Origin of the sequence: Streptomyces sp. GS7 (genome assembly GCF_009834125.1) — a bacterium.
Classification (GTDB): Bacteria; Actinomycetota; Actinomycetes; order Streptomycetales; family Streptomycetaceae; genus Streptomyces.
Window position 1 is genome coordinate 1617930 of sequence record NZ_CP047146.1, and the last position, 18616, is coordinate 1636545.

Sequence of the window (18616 nt, forward strand, 5' to 3'; positions counted from 1 at the left end):
TAGGAGGCAACAATGACCGACACCGACACGAACCACTTACCGGTCACGGTAGTGCCGGACCGGACCTTGCGCGTCAAGATCATTGACGCGTGTGGACTCGCCTGCAGCTTCTGCCACAACGAAGGCACACCCGTCACGACCGACAACCTCGGCCGCGAAGCCGGGCAGTTCACGGGAACACCCGGTCGCTCCGGTCGGGTCTCGATCTACCTCTCAACGAACAGCGCAAGCTTCCTGCCGGAGCGGATCAAGGCCGATTCCGACTTCGCCTTGGCCCTGGCGGCAGTGCGCGGCAGCCTCCCGACGACCGAGGTTCACTTCACGGGCGGGGAGCCGACTCTGCACCCGGAGTTGCCGGCGCTCGTCAGCATCGCGCGCCGCCTCGGCCTGACGGTGGGACTCACCAGCAACGGCGAGAACGGAGCGGCCGTTCTGCCCGACTGTGCGGCGGCCGGGCTCGACCGAATCAACCTGTCCGTTTTCGGAACGACGCCCGAGGAACTTGCCGCCGTCCAGGCGCCGCGCCTCGCTTCACCGAAGCTGGCGGCGCGGAAGCTGGACGCTCTCGCCGCCACGATCGACACCGCTTCCCGGCACGGGGTGAAGGTGTCGGCGAACATCGTGATCCCGGACCATGACCACGTGGCGCGGGTGCTCCGCATTATCGAGGAGCACGGGCGGGACGTCACCGTACGGATGCTTGTGAACCTTGAGGACGACGGGGCGTCACTCGCTGCCATGCACCATGTGGTGGATCATCTCGGGGCGGTTCCGGTCCGCCGGATCGTCACCGCCGGCGCCTCCGACCAGCGCACCCGCTACCGGCTCCCCGACGGCCGGACCCTCTACGCGAAGAGCATCCGACCCGTCCGGCTGCCGGACACCTGCAAAGGGTGCCGGTTCAACAACGACCGGGACTGTCAGGAGGGGTACTACGGCGTGCGCATGTACCGGGCGCAGAACGGCCCGTTCATGGTCGGCGTGTGCATTCAGCGTATGGACCTGTGCCTGACATTGGGCGAGTTCGTGATGAGCCAGCGGTGCGCCGAAGTCCGAGACTTCCGCGAGGAGGAAGCGGCCCGGCTCACTGCCCTCTACGCGCCTACATGGGTCGCGCGCTGACCCTCGTGTTCGCGCTGGTCAGCGCGTGGGTTCCCGGCATGGGGAACCCACGCAACGTCGAGAAGGATTCCCGAGGCGTACGGAGTGAATAGTCCCCGTACGGCCTGGCGCAGACGGACGGGAACGGAACGGCGGGCAGGAGGGTTGCGCGTGCGCCGCGGCCGTTTCCGTTACGAATCGGCATTGCTTCCCCGCTTGTTCGAACGCTCCCAGGCGACCTCGATCAGGATCAGGAGGCATTCATGCCATCCCCCATGCACATGGAAGGCCTCGCTGCCTCATGGCCAATGACCACGATGCCCCGCCCTCCGATGCCGAACTCGCCGCGGCTTTACGGAATCCGGATTCCGATGCCGCGTTGGACGAGCTGTATCGGCGGCACCGTTCGGCGGTCCTCTCGTATGCATCCGCCTGCTGCCGGGATCCGCACACCGCCGAGGACCTCACCGCGGAGGCCTTCGCCCGCACCCTGCAGGCCGTACGATCCGGCAAGGGCCCCGAGTCCGCGTGGCGCCCGTACCTGCTCACCATCGTCCGCCGCACCGCCGCCGACTGGGCCGCCAGGGCCCGTCGCACCGAGCTGTCGCCCGACTTCGAGCAGTGGCTCGCCAACGCCCACGACGCGCCCGGCGCGGAGAGCAGCGAGGAGCGGATGCTCCGCCTGGAGGACAACAGCCTCGTGCTGCGGGCCTTCCGTTCGCTGCCCGAGCGCTGGCAGACCGTCCTGTGGCACACCGCCGTGGAACGGGATTCGGCCCAGACGGTGGGTTCCCTGCTCGGCATGAGCCCGGCCGGTGTCAGCTCCCTGGCCTACCGGGCCCGGGAAGGACTGCGGGAGGCGTACCTGGCCGCGCATGCCGTCAGCGACTCCGCCACCGACGAGTGCCGCCGCCACAGCTCCCGGCTCGGCGCCGTGGTGCGACGCCCCGGACGCCGCAGGACCAAGGACTTCGACCGACACCTGACCCAGTGCGAGTACTGCCGCCGCGCGCTGATCGAACTCACCGACCTCAACGAACGACTGGGTTCGGTACTGCCCGTCGCGGTGCTGCTCTTCGGAGGCTCCGCCTATGTGGCGGCACGGCTCACCGACACCGCAGTAGGAACCGGCGCGGGGGCGCTGGGCTCCGCAAGCCCGAACGGCGCCCTCCACGGAAGTACCGGACTGTGGGCGAAGCCCGGGGTCGCCACCGCCATAGCCACCGCCGTCGGGGTCGCCGTCGTCCTCCTGCCCATGCCGTTCGGCGACCACGACGAGAGTCCGCAGAGCGCACCGCTACCTCCTCCGGTCACGCGGAAGGACACTTCGCCCAGGACACTCGGGACGCCGCCCCCGCACCTGCCCCCCTCTGCGGCCCGGCCCCCGTCCTCTTCCTCGACCCCGACGCCCACCCGGACGCCGACGCCGACTCCGACCTTGCCCCCGCCTACCGCCGCGGCCACGCCCCTGCCCTTGCCCAGGCGTGCGGCCCCCTTGTCGCCCACACCTGCGACCACGGACAAGGGCCCGGTCACAGCCCGGCATTCGCCGGCCGCCGAGCGCGAGGCCGCGCCGTCGTCCGCTCCTACGTCCACCCCTGCGGACACGCCTACGCCTGCGGGCATGCCTAAGCCCGCACCGGCCCCGACGCCTCCGCCCGCGTCGACGCCGGCCCCCAAGCCTTCGCCGCCACCCGTGCGTACGGCGCCGACGCCGACCAATCCCACGCCCACGCCCACGCCTACGCCTACGCCCACGCCCACGCCCGCCCCGGCGCCGGCGCGTCCCGCCGCGCCTCCGCCCCCGCCGCCCGCGGCACCGCCGCCCCCGCCGCCTGCCGCACCGCCGCAGGCGCCGCCTGGCAGCGATTTCAGCGCCTGCTATCACGACACGTGTCAGGTCGAGGTGACAGGCGGGGACACGATCCCGCTCGACGGTCAGGCGGGTGTCGACGTGTTGAAGATCGTCAGCGTCGCCGGCAACATCCTGAGCTACGCCGCGACTTCGGGCAACGGCGCGCAGACTGCCAGCGGCAGCCAGTCCAGTCCCGGTACCTCGACGGTCAACCAACTCGTCATGGACATCCTCCGTGTCGACGGGAGTCGAGCGCTCATCCGTCTCCGCAAAGGTTGACGCGCTCCGCTGCGGGATCGGGGCGCGCGGACGGCCGGCGGGAACCGAACTGTTCCGGACCAGCCGTCCGTCGCGTCCCGCACGCGGGTGCGGGTCATTGGGCCAAGACCTGGGCCCGGATCGTGCGGCGGCCGAACAAGCTGCTGGAGGAGGGGGAGGAGTGGGGTTCGACGCGGTTGTGGCCTGATGTGCCCCCAGCGTGCCCTGTCGGACCGTCAGTTCGGCATCTGCCCAGGTCAACCCTACGAGGGCGGCACCTGTGCGGAGGTGCCGCCCTCGCTTTCTCCGGACTCCCCCCTCGGGAGCTGCCGCCCTCCCAGTCGGCGTGGGAGGCGGCCTTCAACGGGCCCGCGGCCGGGCCGGTTGGTTGCCCATCACCCCCCACGGGATCGAGCAATCCGGGCCGTTCGCACCGCCGTTGAATTGAGTACAGCATTCCCGGCGGGCCCCCGCCGGCGCGACCCTTTTCAACTCTGGCCAAAAGGGCATGGTGACCGCACGTGTTGGCGTGCATACTCAGGCGTGCCGGGGGCCGACTTCGGAAACCAAGGGTGGGGGTTCGGTGTTACGCGTCCATTTCAGTGGACTCGATCTGGCCCGCGTGCGGATAGCCGCACGCCCCGACGCACTGTGGGAGACAGTCCTCAGCTTTCATCGACTACGTGACAGGCGCGACGATTCGGCGTTCGGGAAATGGCGATCGGAAACGCGCGGAAAGTTGAATGGCGAAACGCGCCTGCTGGCGCCGCTGGTGCCCACCCGCGGCTATTTCCCCGATTTCCTGACGCCGGCCGAGGGCCTGCTCGGCATGGACGAGGCGCTTGCCGCGCTGCGGGAGACCCCCGCCGCCCGCCTGCACGACGAGCTCTCCCGGCTGGCTCCCGCCGCCGGCCGCCCGCTCCCCGCGTGGATACGGGACATGGCGGACGGCGAGACCCGCGCGCTGGGCCGGCTCGCCGGGATACTCCGGCGCTACTACGAGGCGGCGGTGGCTCCGTACTGGCCTCGCGTCCAGGGCCGAATAGAGGCCGACCGCGCCGCCCGCGGCCGGGCGCTCCTGGACGGCGGCGCCGACCGCCTGCTGGCGTCCCTCCCGCCGATGATGCGCTGGCGCCCGCCCGTCCTGGAGGCGGACTACCCGGTCGAACGCGAACTCCACCTGGGGGGCCGCGGGCTGCTCCTGCTCCCCTCCTACTTCTGCCGCCGCACCCCGGTGACCTTCTACAACCCGGACCTGACGCCGGTCCTCGTCTACCCGGTCGAGCACCAGGTCCCGCGCCTGACCCCGACGGTGCCGCCGGACCGCTCCCTGGGCCGTCTCGTGGGCCAGACCCGCTCGGCGATACTGCACGGCATAGGTGTCGGCTGCACCACCAGCGAACTGGCCCGCCGCGTCGACGTCTCCCTGGCATCCGCCAGCCAGCACGCCACCGTGCTGCGGGACGCCGGCCTCCTCTTCACCCTGCGCCAGGGGAACGCGGTGCTGCACACCCTGACGCCGCTCGGTGCGGCCCTCCTCCGCGGGGCCAGAGCGACCGAGCAGGCGGCGGGGGGACCGGCGCCCGGGGGGACGGCGGCGGTGGAGGCGTAAGGGGAGGCGTGGGCAACCCGTACCGGAGCGGCTGTCCGGTGCCGGCGCACGGGTGGCGGCGCCATGGGTGGGAACTACGCCTGAGACAGGGCGAGTTGGGTGGTAGGGGGAAACGGGAGAAGCCTGGGAGATAGTCGTGCAGCGCTCTTGCGTCATCGATCCGCCCCCGGATTTTCACTGGCAAATTGTCGTACGCGGTGGTCCTATCGGCGCACACCGTGTCCCCGGCCCGCGCCGGCGCCTTGCGCGGCGGCAACACCGCTGCTATTGCGGGGCGTTCGCGGAAGGTTACGTCCGTGTGCCATACGTTCTTGAACGTAGGCGCGTCGACGGCCGTCTTGTCAAACCGCACCGCCTCCTTCGAGTCGCCGAGGGCAGGGACGGATGGTCTCCAACTCCCGTCAAATGACGGGGAATTGGTGTGGTGTGTGGGGAGCGGGCGGGGCTGTCCCCGGTGGAGCGGCACGTTCCACTCCGTTAGCGCCTGTGGGGCGGGAGAGGTGCCGATGAGGGGTGTCCGGTGAGGGGTGCGGTGTGGGGCGGCGGGCCATGGGGCGCGTGCCGGCTGCGGGGGCCGGGCCCGTGCCTCAGTCGTCGATTCCGCTGCGTTCGACGCCCGCCACGATGTACCGCTGGAGCAGCAGGAACACGACGAGCAGCGGAACGATCGAGATGCCGGCCGCCACGAACAGTTCGTGCAGGTTGAGGTTCTGGGCGGTGGTGAAGGTGGAGAGCGCGACCTGCACCGTCCACGCGGACTGGTCCTGGCCGATCACCAGCGGCCACAGGAAGGCGTTCCAGGCCCCGATGAAGACGATCGTGCCGACCGCCGCGAAGACCGGCCGGGCGTTGGGCACCACGATGCGCCAGTACGTCCGCCAGTAGCCGAGGCCGTCCACCCGTGCCGCGTCCTCCAACTCCTGCGGGAAGCCGAGGAAGTACTGCCGGAAGACGAAGCAGGCGAAGGCGCTGAAGAGCGTGGGGATGACAAGGCCCCGGAGCGTCGAAATCCAGCCGAGCGTCGATACCAGGACGAAGCTGGGGACGAAGGTCACGGCCGCCGGGACCATCAGCGTGCCCAGGATCGCGTAGAAGACCACGGAGGCGTGGCGGTACGGAATGCGGGCCAGGCCGTAGCCGGCGAGTGAGGCCAGGACGACCGTGCCGACCGTCGTCGACACCGCGATCAGCGAGGAGTTGAGCAGGGCCCGCGCCATCGGGAGATTCGGGTCGGTGAACACCTCGGTCAGGTTCGACCAGTGGAGGCGGGAGGGGAAGAACGTCCAGCTGGGGGCGGTGATGTCGGATTCGCTCGCGAGTCCGTTGCGTAGGAGGAGGTAGAACGGGATGAGAAAGAGGAGGGCCAGGGCCACCAGGAGTACGGCGCGCAGGGCTCGTCCGGCTCTGGTCAGTGCGTCCTGCATTCCGCTCAGTCCTCCTTGCGGCCGAGGCCGAACCAGCGTGCCTGGACGACGGTCGCCAGCGCGATGATCAGCGCCAGGATCACCGCGCCCGCACTGCCCAGTCCCAGGTTCTGGTCGCGGCCGAGTGCCGTGTAGTAGAGGTAGACCAGGGGCGGACGGGCGTACGGCGGATATCCCCGGGCGTCGCTCAGCAGGTTGTAGAACTCGTCGAACGCCTGGAACGCGTTGATGACCAGGAGCAGCACGACCGCGACCGAGGTGGCGCGCAGCTGCGGGAAGGTGATGTGCCGGAACACCTGCCAGCCGGGCCGGGCACCGTCCATGGCCGCTGCCTCGTACAACTGCGGGGAGATGCGCTGGAGTCCGGCGAGGAAGAGAATCATGTAGAAGCCGGCTTGCAGCCACAGCCGGACGGTCACGATGACCAGCCAGTACCACGGCGGGCTGGTGGTGGACAGCCAGGCCGTCTGGTCCGCCCCGAACCATCCGAGTACGGTGTTCGCCAGTCCGAACCGCACCCCGCTGAAGAGCGACAGCTTCCAGATCAGCGACGCCACGACATACGAGCAGGCGGTGGGCAGGAAGAACACCGAGCGGAAGAAGGCGCGCGCGAAACGCAGCCGGTTGACCATCAGGGCGAGGGAGAGCGAGAGCGCGTAGGTGGCCGGCACGATGAACGCGGTGAAGAGCAGGAACGTGCCCAGGCTGCCGAGGAAGGCGTTGTCGCTCAGCATCGCGGTGTAGTTCCCCAGGCCGACGAAGTCGGTCGGATTCACCGTGTTGTGTGCGTTGAAGAAGCTGAGGTAGAGGCTCCACAGCAGCGGTACGTAGGTGAACAGCGCGAGCCCGATGGCGAACGGGCCGACGAACACCCAGAACCACAGGTTCCGCCGCTGCGGGCCGAGCAGCCGGGCCGGCCGGGTCGGCGACGCGCCGCCGTTGCTCGTCGGGCTGGGGCTCGTCGGGCTGTTGCTTGTCGTCGTCACGTCTTCTTGACCCGCTGGAGTTCGGCGTTGACCTTGCGCACCACGGCCTTCAGCTCGCTCTCCGGATTCGCCCCGTCCTTGATGATCCTGCTCAGCGCGTCCTGGTACGCGTTGCGGTCCGGGGTGGTCCACAGGAGCGGTTCGGCGTAGCCGTGCTCCGTCGCGAAACGTACCGCGTCCGCCGCCGCACCGTCCCGCAACTGCCTGGCCCCTTTCGCGAGCGAGCGCCGGGCCGGGATGTGGAGGCCGTACGACAGCGCGAAGTCCTGCTGGAAGTCGGTGCGGTCCACCCACAGCCACTTCGCGAACGCGGTGGCCGCCGCCCGGTGCCTGCTCCGCGCGCTCACCGCCGACGCGTAGGCGCCCACCGGCACCGCCGGCTTGCCGCCCGCCCCGTCCTTCGGGAACGGCAGCACCCCGAAGTCGTCCCCCAGCGCCTTCCTGATCTGCGGCAGCGCCCACAGCCCCGACCACTGCATCGCGGTCAGCCCCTGCACGAACGCCGCCGGATCGGACCAGTCCGTGGGCGCGCCCAGCAGCAGCGACCCGTCGGCGTACAGCTGCCGGATCTTCGCCAGCACCCGGGCGGCGGCCGGGTCGTCGAAGCCGACCTTGCCGTCGTCGCCGATCAGGCTGAGCCCGGCGGCGAACAGCGGTGTCCCGCCGAGCACCCCCGCGCCGCCGTCGTTGCCGAGGAAGAGCCCCTTGACCTTGCCGGTGGTGAGCTTCTTCGCCGCGTCCACCAACGCGTCGACCGTCTGCGGCGGTTGTACCCCGGCGTCCCTGAGCAGGCTCTTGCGGTAGTAGAGCAGCTGGGTGTCGACGGTCTGCGGGATGCCCCAGATCCTGTCCTGCCAGATCTTCGGGGCCAGTACCGCCGGGTGGAAGTCGTCCCTGACCGGTGCGACGGCATCGGTGAGATCGGCCACCTGGCCGCCCTGGATCTGTTCCAGCGTCGGGCCGTTGACCTCGAAGACGTCCGGACCGGCGTCGGTCAGCAGCGCCGCCGCGGTCTGCCGGTCGTAGTCCCCCGGGCGCCACTGCACGGTGACGTCCGCCTTCTTGTACGCCGCGGCGTACCGCTTCACCGCCTGCCGCGTCCCCGGCTCCCCGTACTGGTGGTACCACTGGCTGAGCGCCGGCCCCGAACCGCCCCCGCCCCGGCCGGTGTTGGATCCGCACCCCGCCGCCAGCGCCCCGGCGAGCGCCACACCACCTCCGGCGGCGAGCAGCCGCCGTCTGCCGATATCCGTCATGGCAGGTACTTTGCCGCACCGGCGTGACGCGCGCATTGCCTCCGTACGAACCCGTCCCCCGGGCGTGGCCGACACTCCCTCGTCCGGCGGGCTTCCACGGTCCGTAGCGGACCGGTGGCACAGCGGCGCGGAAGTGCTTGAATGGCCTGTGCGTGCCGTCCTGACCGGAGGTGGTCGACCATGCTCGCCCCGCACAACACGGCAGAAGCGGTCCTCCATGAGGACGTCCACACCTATCCGCCGCGCCCCGAGAGCATCGCCCTGGCCCGGAACCGCGCGGCCCGGCTGGCGGGCGACTGGGGGCAGCGCGAACTGGCCGAGGACGTCCGGCTGTTGGTGTCCGAGCTGGTGACCAACGCGCTGGTGCACGGCCGGGTGCGCGGCCGGCACGTCCGGGTGCGGCTGACGCTGACCGCGGCGGTGCTCCGGATCGCGGTGACGGACGCGCGGGGCGAGCGGCTGCCGAGTGTGGGGGATCCCGGGCCCCGGGTCCCGCACGGGCGCGGGCTGCGGCTGGTCGGGGCGTTCTCGGACCGCTGGGGCGTGCGCGTGCTGGGGGTCGGCAAGACGGTGTGGTGCGAACTGGCGGCGCGGGGGACCTGATTGGTCCGGGCGGCGGCACCTGCCGGTCCGGCCGCCGCCCGGAGCGGTTCTCCCGTTACGCGGTCGCCAGGCGGAACCGCAGTCGGCAGATCACCGCGTCGGTGTCGCGCCGGACCGCGTGGGCGACCACCGCGCCGCGCTGGTTCTGCAGGAGGCGCTGCCACAGGTGGGCGGGTTCGACCTCGGGGATGAGGACGGTGACCCGGGTCCCGGGGTGATGCTCCGTCAGATGACGTACGTAGTCGGCGATCGGGCGGCCGATGGAGCGGGTCTCGGAGGGCAGTTCGAGGAGGTCCACGCCGGGGTTCCAGAGTTCCCAGTCGCGGCGCAGGGCCTCGGTGGCGGGGCGATCCTCGGGGGTGGCGTAGGTGACGGTGACGGCCACCACCTCGTCGCCCAGGGAGACCGCCGCGGTGAGGGCCTCGCTGGTCAGGCGGGAGAGGTGGGAGACCGGGACGATGACCAGGGAGCGGGCGCGGCGCGGGGTTTCGGGGACGCGGCCCAGGCCGAGGCGGGCGCCGATCCGGTCGTAGGCGCGGTGGACGGCTTCGAAGGCGGCGACCAGCACGGGCAGCGCGATGACGATCAGCCAGGCGCCCTCGGTGAACTTGGTGGCGGTGACGACGATCGCCGCCGCGGCGGTGAGCACCGCACCGAAGCCGTTGAGGAGGGCCTTGCCGCGCCAGCCGGCGGAACGTTCCAGCAGCCAGTGGCGGACCATGCCGACCTGGCAGATGGTGAAGCCGACGAACACGCCGATGGAGAAGAGAGGGACGAGGGTGTTGACGTCGCCGCCGGAGAAGACGAGCAGCGCCGCGGAGACCGCCGCCAGGACCAGGACGCCGTGGCGGTGGACCTGGCGGTCGGCCTTGAGGCCGAAGACGTGCGGCAGGTAGTTGTCGCGGGCGAGCAGGCCCATCAGGACCGGCAGGCCGCCGAAGGAGGTGTTCGCGGCGAGGGCGAGCAGCACCATGGTGGCGAACTGGACCACGTAGAAGGCCCAGTTGTGGCCGAGCGAGGCGTCCGCGAGCTGGGCGAGGACGGTGACGCCGTCGACGGGCTGGAGGTGGAAGCGGCCGATGAGCACGGAGAGGCCGATCAGCATCACGCCGAGCAGGGCGCCGAGGGCGACTTCGGTGCGCTGGGCGCGCCGGGCGCGCGGGGCGCGGAAGGACGGTACGGCGTTGGCGACCGCCTCGACACCGGTCAGCGCCGAGCAGCCGGACGCGAACGCCTTCAGGAGCAGCAGCGCGCCGACCGCGGTGGCGTTGTGGGCGAGGACCGAGGCGTGGCCCTGGGCGCTGAGGGTGGAGGCCGGGGCGTCCCGGAACAGGCCGACCACCACCATGGCCAGGATGGCGGCGATGAAGACGGCGGTGGGGAGCAGGAACGCCTTCGCCGAGTCGACGATGCCGCGCAGGTTGATGCCGGTGACCAGGACCAGCACGGCGAGGCAGATCCACACGCGGTCGGCGTAGAGGGCGGGGAAGGCGGAGGTGAGCGCCGCGACGCCCGCGGTCACCGAGACGGCTACGTTGAGGATGTAGTCGAGGATGAGGGAGGCGGCGGCCACCAGGGCGGTGCGTCGGCCCAGGTGGGTGCGGGCGACCGCGTACGATCCGCCGCCGTTGGGGAAGGCGGCGATGACCTGGCGGTAGGAGGCCACGAGGACGGCGAGCAGGGCGGCGATGGCGAGGGTGACCGGGAGGGTGAAGCCCAGTCCGTGGGCGCCGGCGGCGGCCAGCACCAGCACGATCGACTCGGGCCCGTACGCGACGGAGGCCATCGCGTCGAGGGAGAGGGCGGCCACGCCCTGGAGGGCGGTGAGGCGGTGGCGGTCGGCTGCCGGGTCGGGGCCGTCGGTGGACCGCGGGGCGGTGCCGGTCGCCGGATCCGGCGGTTGTTCGGGCCGGTTTGCGGGCTGGGACACCGTCGACATGGTTCGTCGTACCTCCGTGCGGCATGGCGGGACCCGCTCAGCGTGTGCGGCACTTCGGCGGGAGGCGAGCGGCCTTGGCGGGGCCTTGGCGGGCGGTGCCGGGATCTTCACGGGTTCTTGACGGGGGCGAGGGTGAAATGTGACCGGCGTCATGGCAGTCTGCGGTCCGCGTATGACGTCCGTACGGCCTCCGCGTCAATGGTGCGTCAGCGCGGCGTCAAGGTTCGCGTATGTGGTGTCAGTGCCGTGTCAACCCCGCTACCGGGCCGGGGCGGCCGCCCTAGCTTCTGGCCCATGGGACGGCGACCGGGCCCGGGGCCCGACTCCGCGAAGGACAGGGACGGCGGCGACGATGAGGGAGGACGAGCCGGTGGGTCACGGAGCGAACGACCGGCGGTTCCACCACCCGCGCTGCGCCCTGGGGCGGCGGTCGCCGACGACCGCACCTGGCGTCCGGAGCTGCGGGCGGCACTCGGCTGGGCGGCGGGACTCCTTGCCGTCATGCAGCTGGTCGACCTCGCCAACGGGACGCTCACTCCCGGTCGGGGAGTGTGCTGGACGTCCGTCGCGCTGGTGCTGTTCGCGGTCCTCTACCCGCCACACGTGACGGCCGGCCCGCACTGGCTGGCCTCCCGGGGGCTGCTGCGCACCCGGCGGGTGGACACCGATCTGCTGGTGCTGGTGCGCCGCGGCGACGGGGTGGCCCCGCGGCTGGTGCTGCGGGACGCGCTGGGCGGCCGGGTCGAGATCGACCCCCGGACGCTGACCGCGAACCCCTTGCTGTGGCATCTGCTCGACCAGGGCGTGTGCCGGTCCCGCGAGCGCGGGCTGCTGCGGTGCGGTGCCGGTCCGCTCCAGGAGCTGGCGGACCGGATCGACGGCGCGGGCGCGCGGGCGGTGTTCGAGGCGTCGGGCCTGCTGCCGTAGCGCGCGCCCTGCCCGGGACTGTCAGCGCGCCGCGGCCGGCACCGCGAAGTCGTGGCGCACGCCGGTGAGTTGCTCCGACGCCGCCCACAGCGCCTCGGCGGTGCGGTCGTTCGTCGTCCACGGGGCGCGGAAGGAGCGGGCCGGGGCGCCGCGCAGGCCGCTGCGCGGGCCGATGAAGGAGTCCGGCCGCATGTGCGGGGCGGTGGCCGCGCAGAGGGTGCCCAGCGCCCCGCCGTCCGCGGACTGTGCGATGAGGCGGGTGCCCAGGTCGATGGCGCGCTCGGCGGACCTGCGGCCTTCCATCCTGACGCCCGCGGTCTGGAGGTTGGTGGCGGCGTAGCCGGGGTGCGCGGCGGCGGCGACGACCCCCGAGCCGGCCGCGGCCAGCCGCCGGGCCAGCTCGTGGGTGAAGAGCAGGTTGGCGCTCTTGGAGCGCGCGTAGGCGGTCCAACGGCCGTAGGAGCGCTCGCTGTTGAGGTCGCCGAGGTCAACGTTCGCCAGGGCGTGCAGCATGCTGGAGACGGTGACGACCCGGGCGCCGGGCGTGGCCAGCAGCCGGGGCAGCAGCAGCCCGGTCAGCGCGAAGTGGCCGAGGTGGTTGGTGCCGAACTGCATCTCGAAGCCGTCGGCGGTGGTGCGCTGCGGCAGCGCCATCACGCCGGCGTTGTTGACGAGCAGCCCGAGCCGGTCGCCGTCGAAGTCGTCCAGTCCGGCGGCGAAGTCCCGTATGGAGGACAGGTCGGCCAGGTCGAGCCGCCGGAACTCCGCCTCGGCGGTGGGCACTTCGGAACGCAGCCGGTCCAGGGCGGCGGCGCCGCGCTCGGTGCTGCGGCAGGCCAGCACGACCCGGGCGCCGCGCCGGGCCAGTTCGCGGGCGGTGACATAGCCGATACCGCTGTTGGCGCCCGTGACGACCGCCGAGCGGCCCGTCTGGTCGGGGATGTGGCTGGTGTTCCACCGGGTCACGCCGTACTCCTCGGTAGGGGGGGCACCAGCGTACGCCCCGGGGCTCGCCCGTCAGGGGCCGCTCCCCGGGTCGCCGCCGCCCGCCTCGGCCAGCCGCTTGATCGCCGCGAGGCGGCTGTCCCAGTCGGCGGCGATCCGGTCCATCCACCGGGCGGTGATCCCCAGTTGCTCGGGTACGACCCGGTAGCGCGCTTCCCGGCCCGCCCGGCGGCCGGCGACCAGTCCGGCCCGGTCCAGCACCCCCAGGTGCTTGACGACGGCCTGCCGGCTGACCGGCAGCTCCGCCGCCAGGACCGTGGCGGTCGCCTCGCCGTGCGCGGCGAGGGCGTCGAGGATCCGGCGCCGGGTGGGATCCGCGAGCGCGGCGAACACCTCCGTCGCGGTGTCGGCGCCGGCGTCCGGCCCGCCCGCGGATCCCACCGCGCGCCCCCGCCCCCTGTCGTCGGTCATGCCGCGAGCCGCTCCGCGTACTGCTTGATGTCCTTCGCCTTGCCGGTCCAGCCCTCGCTGTGGCTCTCGTACGAGGCGAACGGCACCCGCTCCTCGGGGATGACGAGGGAGGCGAAGCCGGTCTCGGTCACCCGCAGCCGGGTGCCGCCGCCCTCGGGGGTGAGGGTGAATTCGACGAGGGTGGAGTTGTCCTCGGTCGCCACCTGGCCGGGGTAGCCGCTGGCCCAGCGGTAGGAGAAGCGGTGCGGCGGTTCGACCGTCACGATCGTGGTGTCGAACTGCCCGTACTGGCCGTGGTCGAGGTGCATGATCCCGCCGGGCCGCAGGTCGACCGGGGTCGGCGCGCCCTGGCCGAACCACGAGCCGACGTGCTCGGGCTCGGTGAGCACCGCCCAGACGCGCTCCACGGGGGCGTCGATGGTGATCTCCCGCTCGATGCGGTTCCGCTCGGGGTCGTCGGGGTGTCCGGTGGGTTCGCTGTGCATGGTCATGGGGTGGCCTCCCGCCCGCTCTGGTGTGCCTTACGTGCTACTCGATGGTTGCACGTGGCGACGGGAGGTGCAACCCAAGGGTTGCGCATTGGTTCTCCGGGGCAGGGCGGTCCGGCCGCCCTGCCCCGGAGCGGTCATCAGCCGTCCAGGCCGCCGGCCGCCGCGCCGTCCATCCGGACGCGGTAGACGGGGACCGAGGCCGCCGGGTCGTCCAGGCACTCCCCGGTCTCCAGGTCGAAGCGCTGCTTGAGCAGCGGCGACGCCACGAACGGCCGGTCCGCGGCGGAGCCGGTCAGACCGCGGGAGAGGACCTGCGCGCCGGTGAACGGGTCCTGGTTGCCGATCGCGTACGTCCGGCCGCCGCGGTCCACGAACACGGCCGCCTGGGACCCGTCCGGGAGCAGGGCGGCGACGCCGCGCCCGGGGGTGAGGTCGCCGAGGGCGCAGACGGCGAGCCAGCCCTCGGGGCCGAGGATCTCGACGGTCGGGGAAGGTGTGGCGAGGGCCGCCGGGGAAGGGGCGGTGGCGGTGGTCATCGGGCGGAGGTCCCTTCGAGGGTGCGAACGGGCAGGGTCGGGCCGGCCAGCAGCGCCGGGTCCGGCTTCATCTGGTCGCGCTCCGGTACGAAGCGGACGGACGGATCGGGGGTGCCGGGCGCGTTGACGAAGGAGACGAAGCGGCCCAGCCGCTCCGGGTCGGCGAGGGTCTCGGCCCATTCGTCGCGGTAGTGGGCGACATGGGCGGCCATCAGCGCCTCCAGCTCGTCGCACAGCCCCAGCGAGTCGTGGACGACGACGTCCCGTACGTGGTCCAGGCCGCCCTCGATCCGCTCCAGCCACGCCGAGGTGCGCTCCAGGCGGTCCGCGGTGCGGATGTAGAACATCAGGAACCGGTCGATGAGCCGGATCAGTTCGGCGTCGGACAGGTCCTGGGCGAGCAGGTCGGCGTGGCGCGGGTCGGCGCCGCCGTTGCCGCCGACGTAGAGGTTCCAGCCGTTGGAGGTGGCGATGACGCCGAAGTCCTTGCCGCGGGCCTCCGCGCACTCCCGGGCGCATCCGGAGACCGCGGACTTCAGCTTGTGCGGGGAGCGCAGGCCCCGGTAGCGCAGCTCCAGGTCGATCGCCATCCGGACCGAGTCCTGTACGCCGTAGCGGCACCAGGTCTGCCCGACACAGGACTTCACGGTCCGCAGCGCCTTCCCGTAGGCGTGCCCGGACTCGAAGCCGGCGTCCACCAACCGGGCCCAGATCACCGGGAGCTGGTCGACCCGGGCGCCGAAGAGGTCGATCCGCTGACCGCCGGTGATCTTCGTGTAGAGGCCGAAGTCGCGGGCCACCTCCCCGATGACGATCAGCTTCTCCGGGGTGATCTCGCCGCCGGGGATGCGCGGCACGATCGAGTACGAGCCGTTGCGCTGGAGGTTGGCGAGGAAGTGGTCGTTGGTGTCCTGGAGGGCGGCCTGCTCGCCGTGCAGCACGTATCCGTCGGCGCCGACCGCGGGGGCCAGCGACGCGATGATCGAGCCGACGGCGGGTTTGCAGATCTCGCAGCCGTCGCCGGACCGGGCCTCCGGGCGGCCGTGCGAGTCGAGGAGTTCGGCGTAGCTGTTCAGCCGCAGGGTGCGGACGATCTCGTACAGCTCGGCGCGGGTGTGCGGGAAGCAGCCGCACAGGCCGGTGTCGACGGCGACGCCGCCGGCCGCCAGCTCGTCGTTGACGAGGGTGGTGAGCGCCTTGACGCAGGAGCCGCAGCCGGTGCCGGCCTTGGTGCACTTCTTGACCTGCGGGACGGTGGTGCACTCGTGCTCGGTGACCGCCGAACGGATCGCGCCCTTGGTGACGTTGTGGCAGTTGCAGACCACCGCGTCGTCGGGGAGCGCGGACGGGCCGAGCGCGGCGGGCGCACCGGCCCCGGCGGGCAGCACCAGCTGCTCCGGCGCCACCGGCGGCACGCTCCCGGTCAGCGGACGCAGCATCCCGTACGACTCGGCGTCGCCGACCAGCACGCCGCCCAGCAGCGTGCCGTCCGCGCCGATCACCAGCTTCTTGTAGACGCCGCTGCGGGAGTCCGCGTAGACGACGTCCAGGCAGCCCTCCGTGGTGCCGTGCGCGTCGCCGAAGGACGCCACGTCGACGCCGAGCAGCTTGAGCTTGGTGGACAGGTCGGCGCCGGTGAAGCCGCCGTCCTTCCCGGCGATGGCGTCGGCGGTGGTCCGGGCCATGTCGTAACCGGGCGCCACCAGGCCGTAGACCCGGCCGTCGGCGGCCAGCGCGCACTCGCCGATCGCGTGCACCGCCGGGTCGCTGGTGCGGCACTGCTCGTCGACGACGATGCCGCCGCGCTCGCCGACCGCCAGCCCGCAGTCCCGGGCGAGCTGGTCACGGGGCCGGACCCCGGCCGAGAAGATCACCAGGTCCGTCGCTATCCGCGACCCGTCGGACAGCTCCATGCCGGTCACCGCGCCGCTCTCGTCCGCGGTGATCTCCTTGCCGCCGACGCCGGTGTGCACCTCCAGACCCATCTCCTCGACGGTGCGGCGCAGCGCGCTGCCGCCGCCCTCGTCGACCTGGAGCGCCATCAGCCGCGGGTTGAACTCCACGATGTGGGTGCGCAGTCCGAGCCCCTTGAGGGCGCCGGCCGCCTCCAGGCCGAGCAGCCCGCCGCCCACGACGACACCGGACCCGGCGGTCCTGGCGTAGTCCTCGATGGCGAGCAGGTCCTCGATGGTGCGGTAGACGAAGCACCCGGCGCTGTCCTTGCCCGGCACCGGCGGCACGAACGGGTACGAGCCGGTGGCGAGCACCAGGGTGTCGTAGCGGACGGTCAGCCCGGAGCGGGCGGTGACGGTGCGGGACTCCCGGTCGATCGTCTCGGCCGGGTCGCCGATGTGCAGCTCGATGCCGTGCCGTGCCATGAAGTCCGGGGCGGTCAGGCTCAGTTCGTCGGGGGTGCGCCCGGCGAAGTACGAGGTCAGCTGGACGCGGTCGTACGCGGGGCGGGGCTCCTCGCACAACACGACCACCCGCGCCCGCTCGGTGACCCCGCGCTCGGCCAGCTCCTCCAGGAAGCGCTGGCCGACCATGCCGTGTCCGACGAGGACGATGGCGGGGCGGGCGGTGTCGTGGGTGCCGGGCGTTGCCGGGGTGGCGGGTGCGGCCATGATCAGAAGCCTCCGTCGGTGGTGAGCAGGTGGAGCAGCGGAGCTGCGGGGAGCTGTTCGTCGCCCTCCCAGGTACGGGCGAGCGCGCCGACAGTGCCGAGATCGCCGAGGAGGATGCCGCCGACCAGCCGGTCGCCGCGGACGACGACCTTCCGGTAGGCGGTGCGGGTGGCGTCCGCGAGGCGTATGACGTCGTCGCCGGGGAGCGGGGTGGTCCGGCCGAACGCGGCCAGGTCGAAGGGGGCGGACCCGGTGGAGGCGGATCCGGTGGCGGGGGCGCCCTCGGCCGCGAGGGTCAGCCGGGTCAGCAGGCGGGTGCCGGTGTAGACCGGGGCGGCGGGTTCCGGTGCGGGTGCCGCGCCGGCCGGTACGGGAGCGGGGGACACAGGGGTGGTCAGCACGCGGGCGAGCACATCGGCCTGCTCCTGGGCGGCGCCCGCCAGACCGTAGACCGTCCCGCGGTGCTCGGCGCAGTCGCCGACGGCGTGGATCCGGGGGTCGGAGGTACGCAGCGCGTCGTCGACGCGGATACCCCGGCCGACGTCCAGCCCGGCGGCGTCGGCGAGCCCGGTGCGCGGGCGCACCCCGCAGGCCAGCACGACGAGTTCGGCGTCGAGCCGGAAGCCGTCCGCCAGCTCCACCGCCCGGACCCGGCGTGCGCCGGGCTCCGCCGCGTCCGGCACCGCGGTCTCGATCCCGCGGACCCGGCACTCCGTGTGCACCTCGATACCGAGCGCGGCGAGGTGGTCGCGGAGCAGCGCCGCGGCCCCCGCATCGAGCTGATGCTCCATCAAGTGCTCGCCCTGGTGGGCCAGTACGACCTGCGCGCCGCGCGCGGCCAGCGCCCGCGCCGCCGACACCCCGAGGAGCCCGCCGCCGATCACCACGGCCGGTCCGCCGGGCCGCACCGCCGCGGCCAGCGCCCGGCAGTCGTCCAGCGTCCGGAACGGATGCACCCCGTCCGGCAGATCGTGCCGCCCCGGGGTGAACAGCCCGCGCAGCGGCGGCAGTACCGGGTTGGCGCCGGTGGCCAGCACCAGCACGTCGTACCCGACCTCCCGGCCGTCGTCGCACCGCACCCGGCGCGCCTCCCGGTCGATCGCCTCGGCCCGTACGCCGCCGCGCCAGTCCACCCCGGCACCGGGCGCGGGCAGTTCGATGACCTGCGGCGCATAGCGGCCGGCGAGCACCTCGGCGAGCAGCACGCGGTTGTACGGCGCGGACGGCTCCTCGCCGATGACGGTGAGGGCGCCGGGAGCCGCGCCGGCCCGCGCGGCGGTCAGCTGCCGTACGAGCCGGGCTCCGGCCATACCGCCGCCGATCACCACCACTCGTGGCGCCGTGCGCTCCCGCGTTGTCGAGGTCATGCCGGTCAGCCTGCGGCGCGCCTGTTACCCGCCCGCATCCCCTCTGTTTCCCCGGCGGAACGCTGCGCTCAGCGGGCGGCCGGCGCCGGTGTGAGGCCCAGGGGCCACTCGAAAGCCCTGGTCACGGGCCCCGGGGCGGCGGCCGGGCGGTCACGGCGGCCGCCGCAAGGGCGGCTGTGACGGCCACCACGATGCCGTCCGGCGCTCGCGCTCCGCCCTCC

15 protein-coding genes and 1 pseudogene are annotated in these 18616 nt (G+C 72.5%); 5 read left to right on the top strand and 11 right to left on the bottom strand.

Annotation, left to right across the window (positions count from 1 at the left end):
• The first annotated feature begins 12 nt into the window (after positions 1–12).
• From GR130_RS06790 to GR130_RS06800, 3 genes are all read left to right on the top strand, one after another.
• On the top strand, positions 13–1122 hold the full coding sequence (locus GR130_RS06790; RefSeq protein WP_159503867.1) for a radical SAM protein: 1110 nt from the start codon (positions 13–15) through the stop codon (positions 1120–1122).
• 280 nt (positions 1123–1402) lie between these two features.
• Entirely contained in the window at positions 1403–3235 is a 1833-nt protein-coding gene (locus tag GR130_RS06795) for an RNA polymerase sigma factor (RefSeq protein ID WP_159503868.1), read from the top strand.
• A 718-nt stretch (positions 3236–3953) separates the two neighbouring features.
• The gene (locus GR130_RS06800) at positions 3954–4826 is read left to right on the top strand and encodes an ArsR/SmtB family transcription factor (protein WP_159503869.1); all 873 of its coding nucleotides are present in this window, start codon (positions 3954–3956) and stop codon (positions 4824–4826) included.
• 103 nt (positions 4827–4929) lie between these two features.
• Here the strand turns inward: GR130_RS06800 and GR130_RS40325 are convergent.
• The 4 genes and pseudogenes from GR130_RS40325 to GR130_RS06820 all read right to left on the bottom strand — a co-directional run.
• Positions 4930–5292, bottom strand: a pseudogene (locus tag GR130_RS40325) (TauD/TfdA family dioxygenase); the annotation flags it as partial.
• Positions 5293–5413: 121 nt separating this feature from the next.
• On the bottom strand, positions 5414–6250 hold the full coding sequence (locus GR130_RS06810) for a carbohydrate ABC transporter permease (RefSeq protein ID WP_159503870.1): 837 nt from the start codon (positions 6248–6250) through the stop codon (positions 5414–5416).
• 5 nt (positions 6251–6255) lie between these two features.
• On the bottom strand, positions 6256–7158 hold the full coding sequence (locus GR130_RS06815) for a carbohydrate ABC transporter permease (RefSeq protein ID WP_159509796.1): 903 nt from the start codon (positions 7156–7158) through the stop codon (positions 6256–6258).
• Between the two features lie 74 nt (positions 7159–7232).
• Positions 7233–8492, bottom strand: a complete 1260-nt coding sequence (locus GR130_RS06820; RefSeq protein WP_201304817.1) for an ABC transporter substrate-binding protein — start codon at positions 8490–8492, stop codon at positions 7233–7235.
• Positions 8493–8672: 180 nt separating this feature from the next.
• Here GR130_RS06820 and GR130_RS06825 point away from each other — a divergent pair, with 180 nt between their 5' ends.
• On the top strand, positions 8673–9095 hold the full coding sequence (locus tag GR130_RS06825) for an ATP-binding protein (protein WP_159503871.1): 423 nt from the start codon (positions 8673–8675) through the stop codon (positions 9093–9095).
• Positions 9096–9150: 55 nt separating this feature from the next.
• Here GR130_RS06825 and GR130_RS06830 read toward each other — a convergent pair whose 3' ends face one another.
• Entirely contained in the window at positions 9151–11034 is a 1884-nt protein-coding gene (locus GR130_RS06830; RefSeq protein ID WP_159503872.1) for an APC family permease, read from the bottom strand.
• A gap of 294 nt (positions 11035–11328) precedes the next feature.
• On the opposite strand from GR130_RS06830, the gene GR130_RS06835 reads away from it, so the two are divergent.
• Positions 11329–11961, top strand: a complete 633-nt coding sequence (locus GR130_RS06835; RefSeq protein ID WP_236572868.1) for a hypothetical protein — start codon at positions 11329–11331, stop codon at positions 11959–11961.
• A 21-nt stretch (positions 11962–11982) separates the two neighbouring features.
• Here GR130_RS06835 and GR130_RS06840 read toward each other — a convergent pair whose 3' ends face one another.
• The 6 genes from GR130_RS06840 to GR130_RS06865 form a co-directional block, all read right to left on the bottom strand.
• The gene (locus GR130_RS06840; RefSeq protein ID WP_159503873.1) at positions 11983–12927 is read right to left on the bottom strand and encodes an oxidoreductase; all 945 of its coding nucleotides are present in this window, start codon (positions 12925–12927) and stop codon (positions 11983–11985) included.
• A 51-nt stretch (positions 12928–12978) separates the two neighbouring features.
• Positions 12979–13377, bottom strand: a complete 399-nt coding sequence (locus tag GR130_RS06845) for an ArsR/SmtB family transcription factor (protein WP_159503874.1) — start codon at positions 13375–13377, stop codon at positions 12979–12981.
• The gene (locus tag GR130_RS06850) at positions 13374–13868 is read right to left on the bottom strand and encodes an SRPBCC family protein (protein WP_236572871.1); all 495 of its coding nucleotides are present in this window, start codon (positions 13866–13868) and stop codon (positions 13374–13376) included. The genes GR130_RS06845 and GR130_RS06850 overlap by 4 nt, the downstream gene beginning before the upstream one ends.
• Before the next feature lie 137 nt (positions 13869–14005).
• Entirely contained in the window at positions 14006–14404 is a 399-nt protein-coding gene (gene nirD / locus GR130_RS06855; RefSeq protein ID WP_159503875.1) for a nitrite reductase small subunit NirD, read from the bottom strand.
• Positions 14401–17028 (bottom strand): nitrite reductase large subunit NirB, encoded by a 2628-nt coding sequence (nirB, locus tag GR130_RS06860; protein ID WP_159503876.1) that lies wholly within the window; start codon positions 17026–17028, stop codon positions 14401–14403. Before nirB ends, nirD begins: the two co-directional genes overlap by 4 nt.
• A gap of 2 nt (positions 17029–17030) precedes the next feature.
• On the bottom strand, positions 17031–18395 hold the full coding sequence (locus GR130_RS06865; RefSeq protein ID WP_159503877.1) for an NAD(P)/FAD-dependent oxidoreductase: 1365 nt from the start codon (positions 18393–18395) through the stop codon (positions 17031–17033).
• Positions 18396–18616 lie beyond the last annotated feature (221 nt).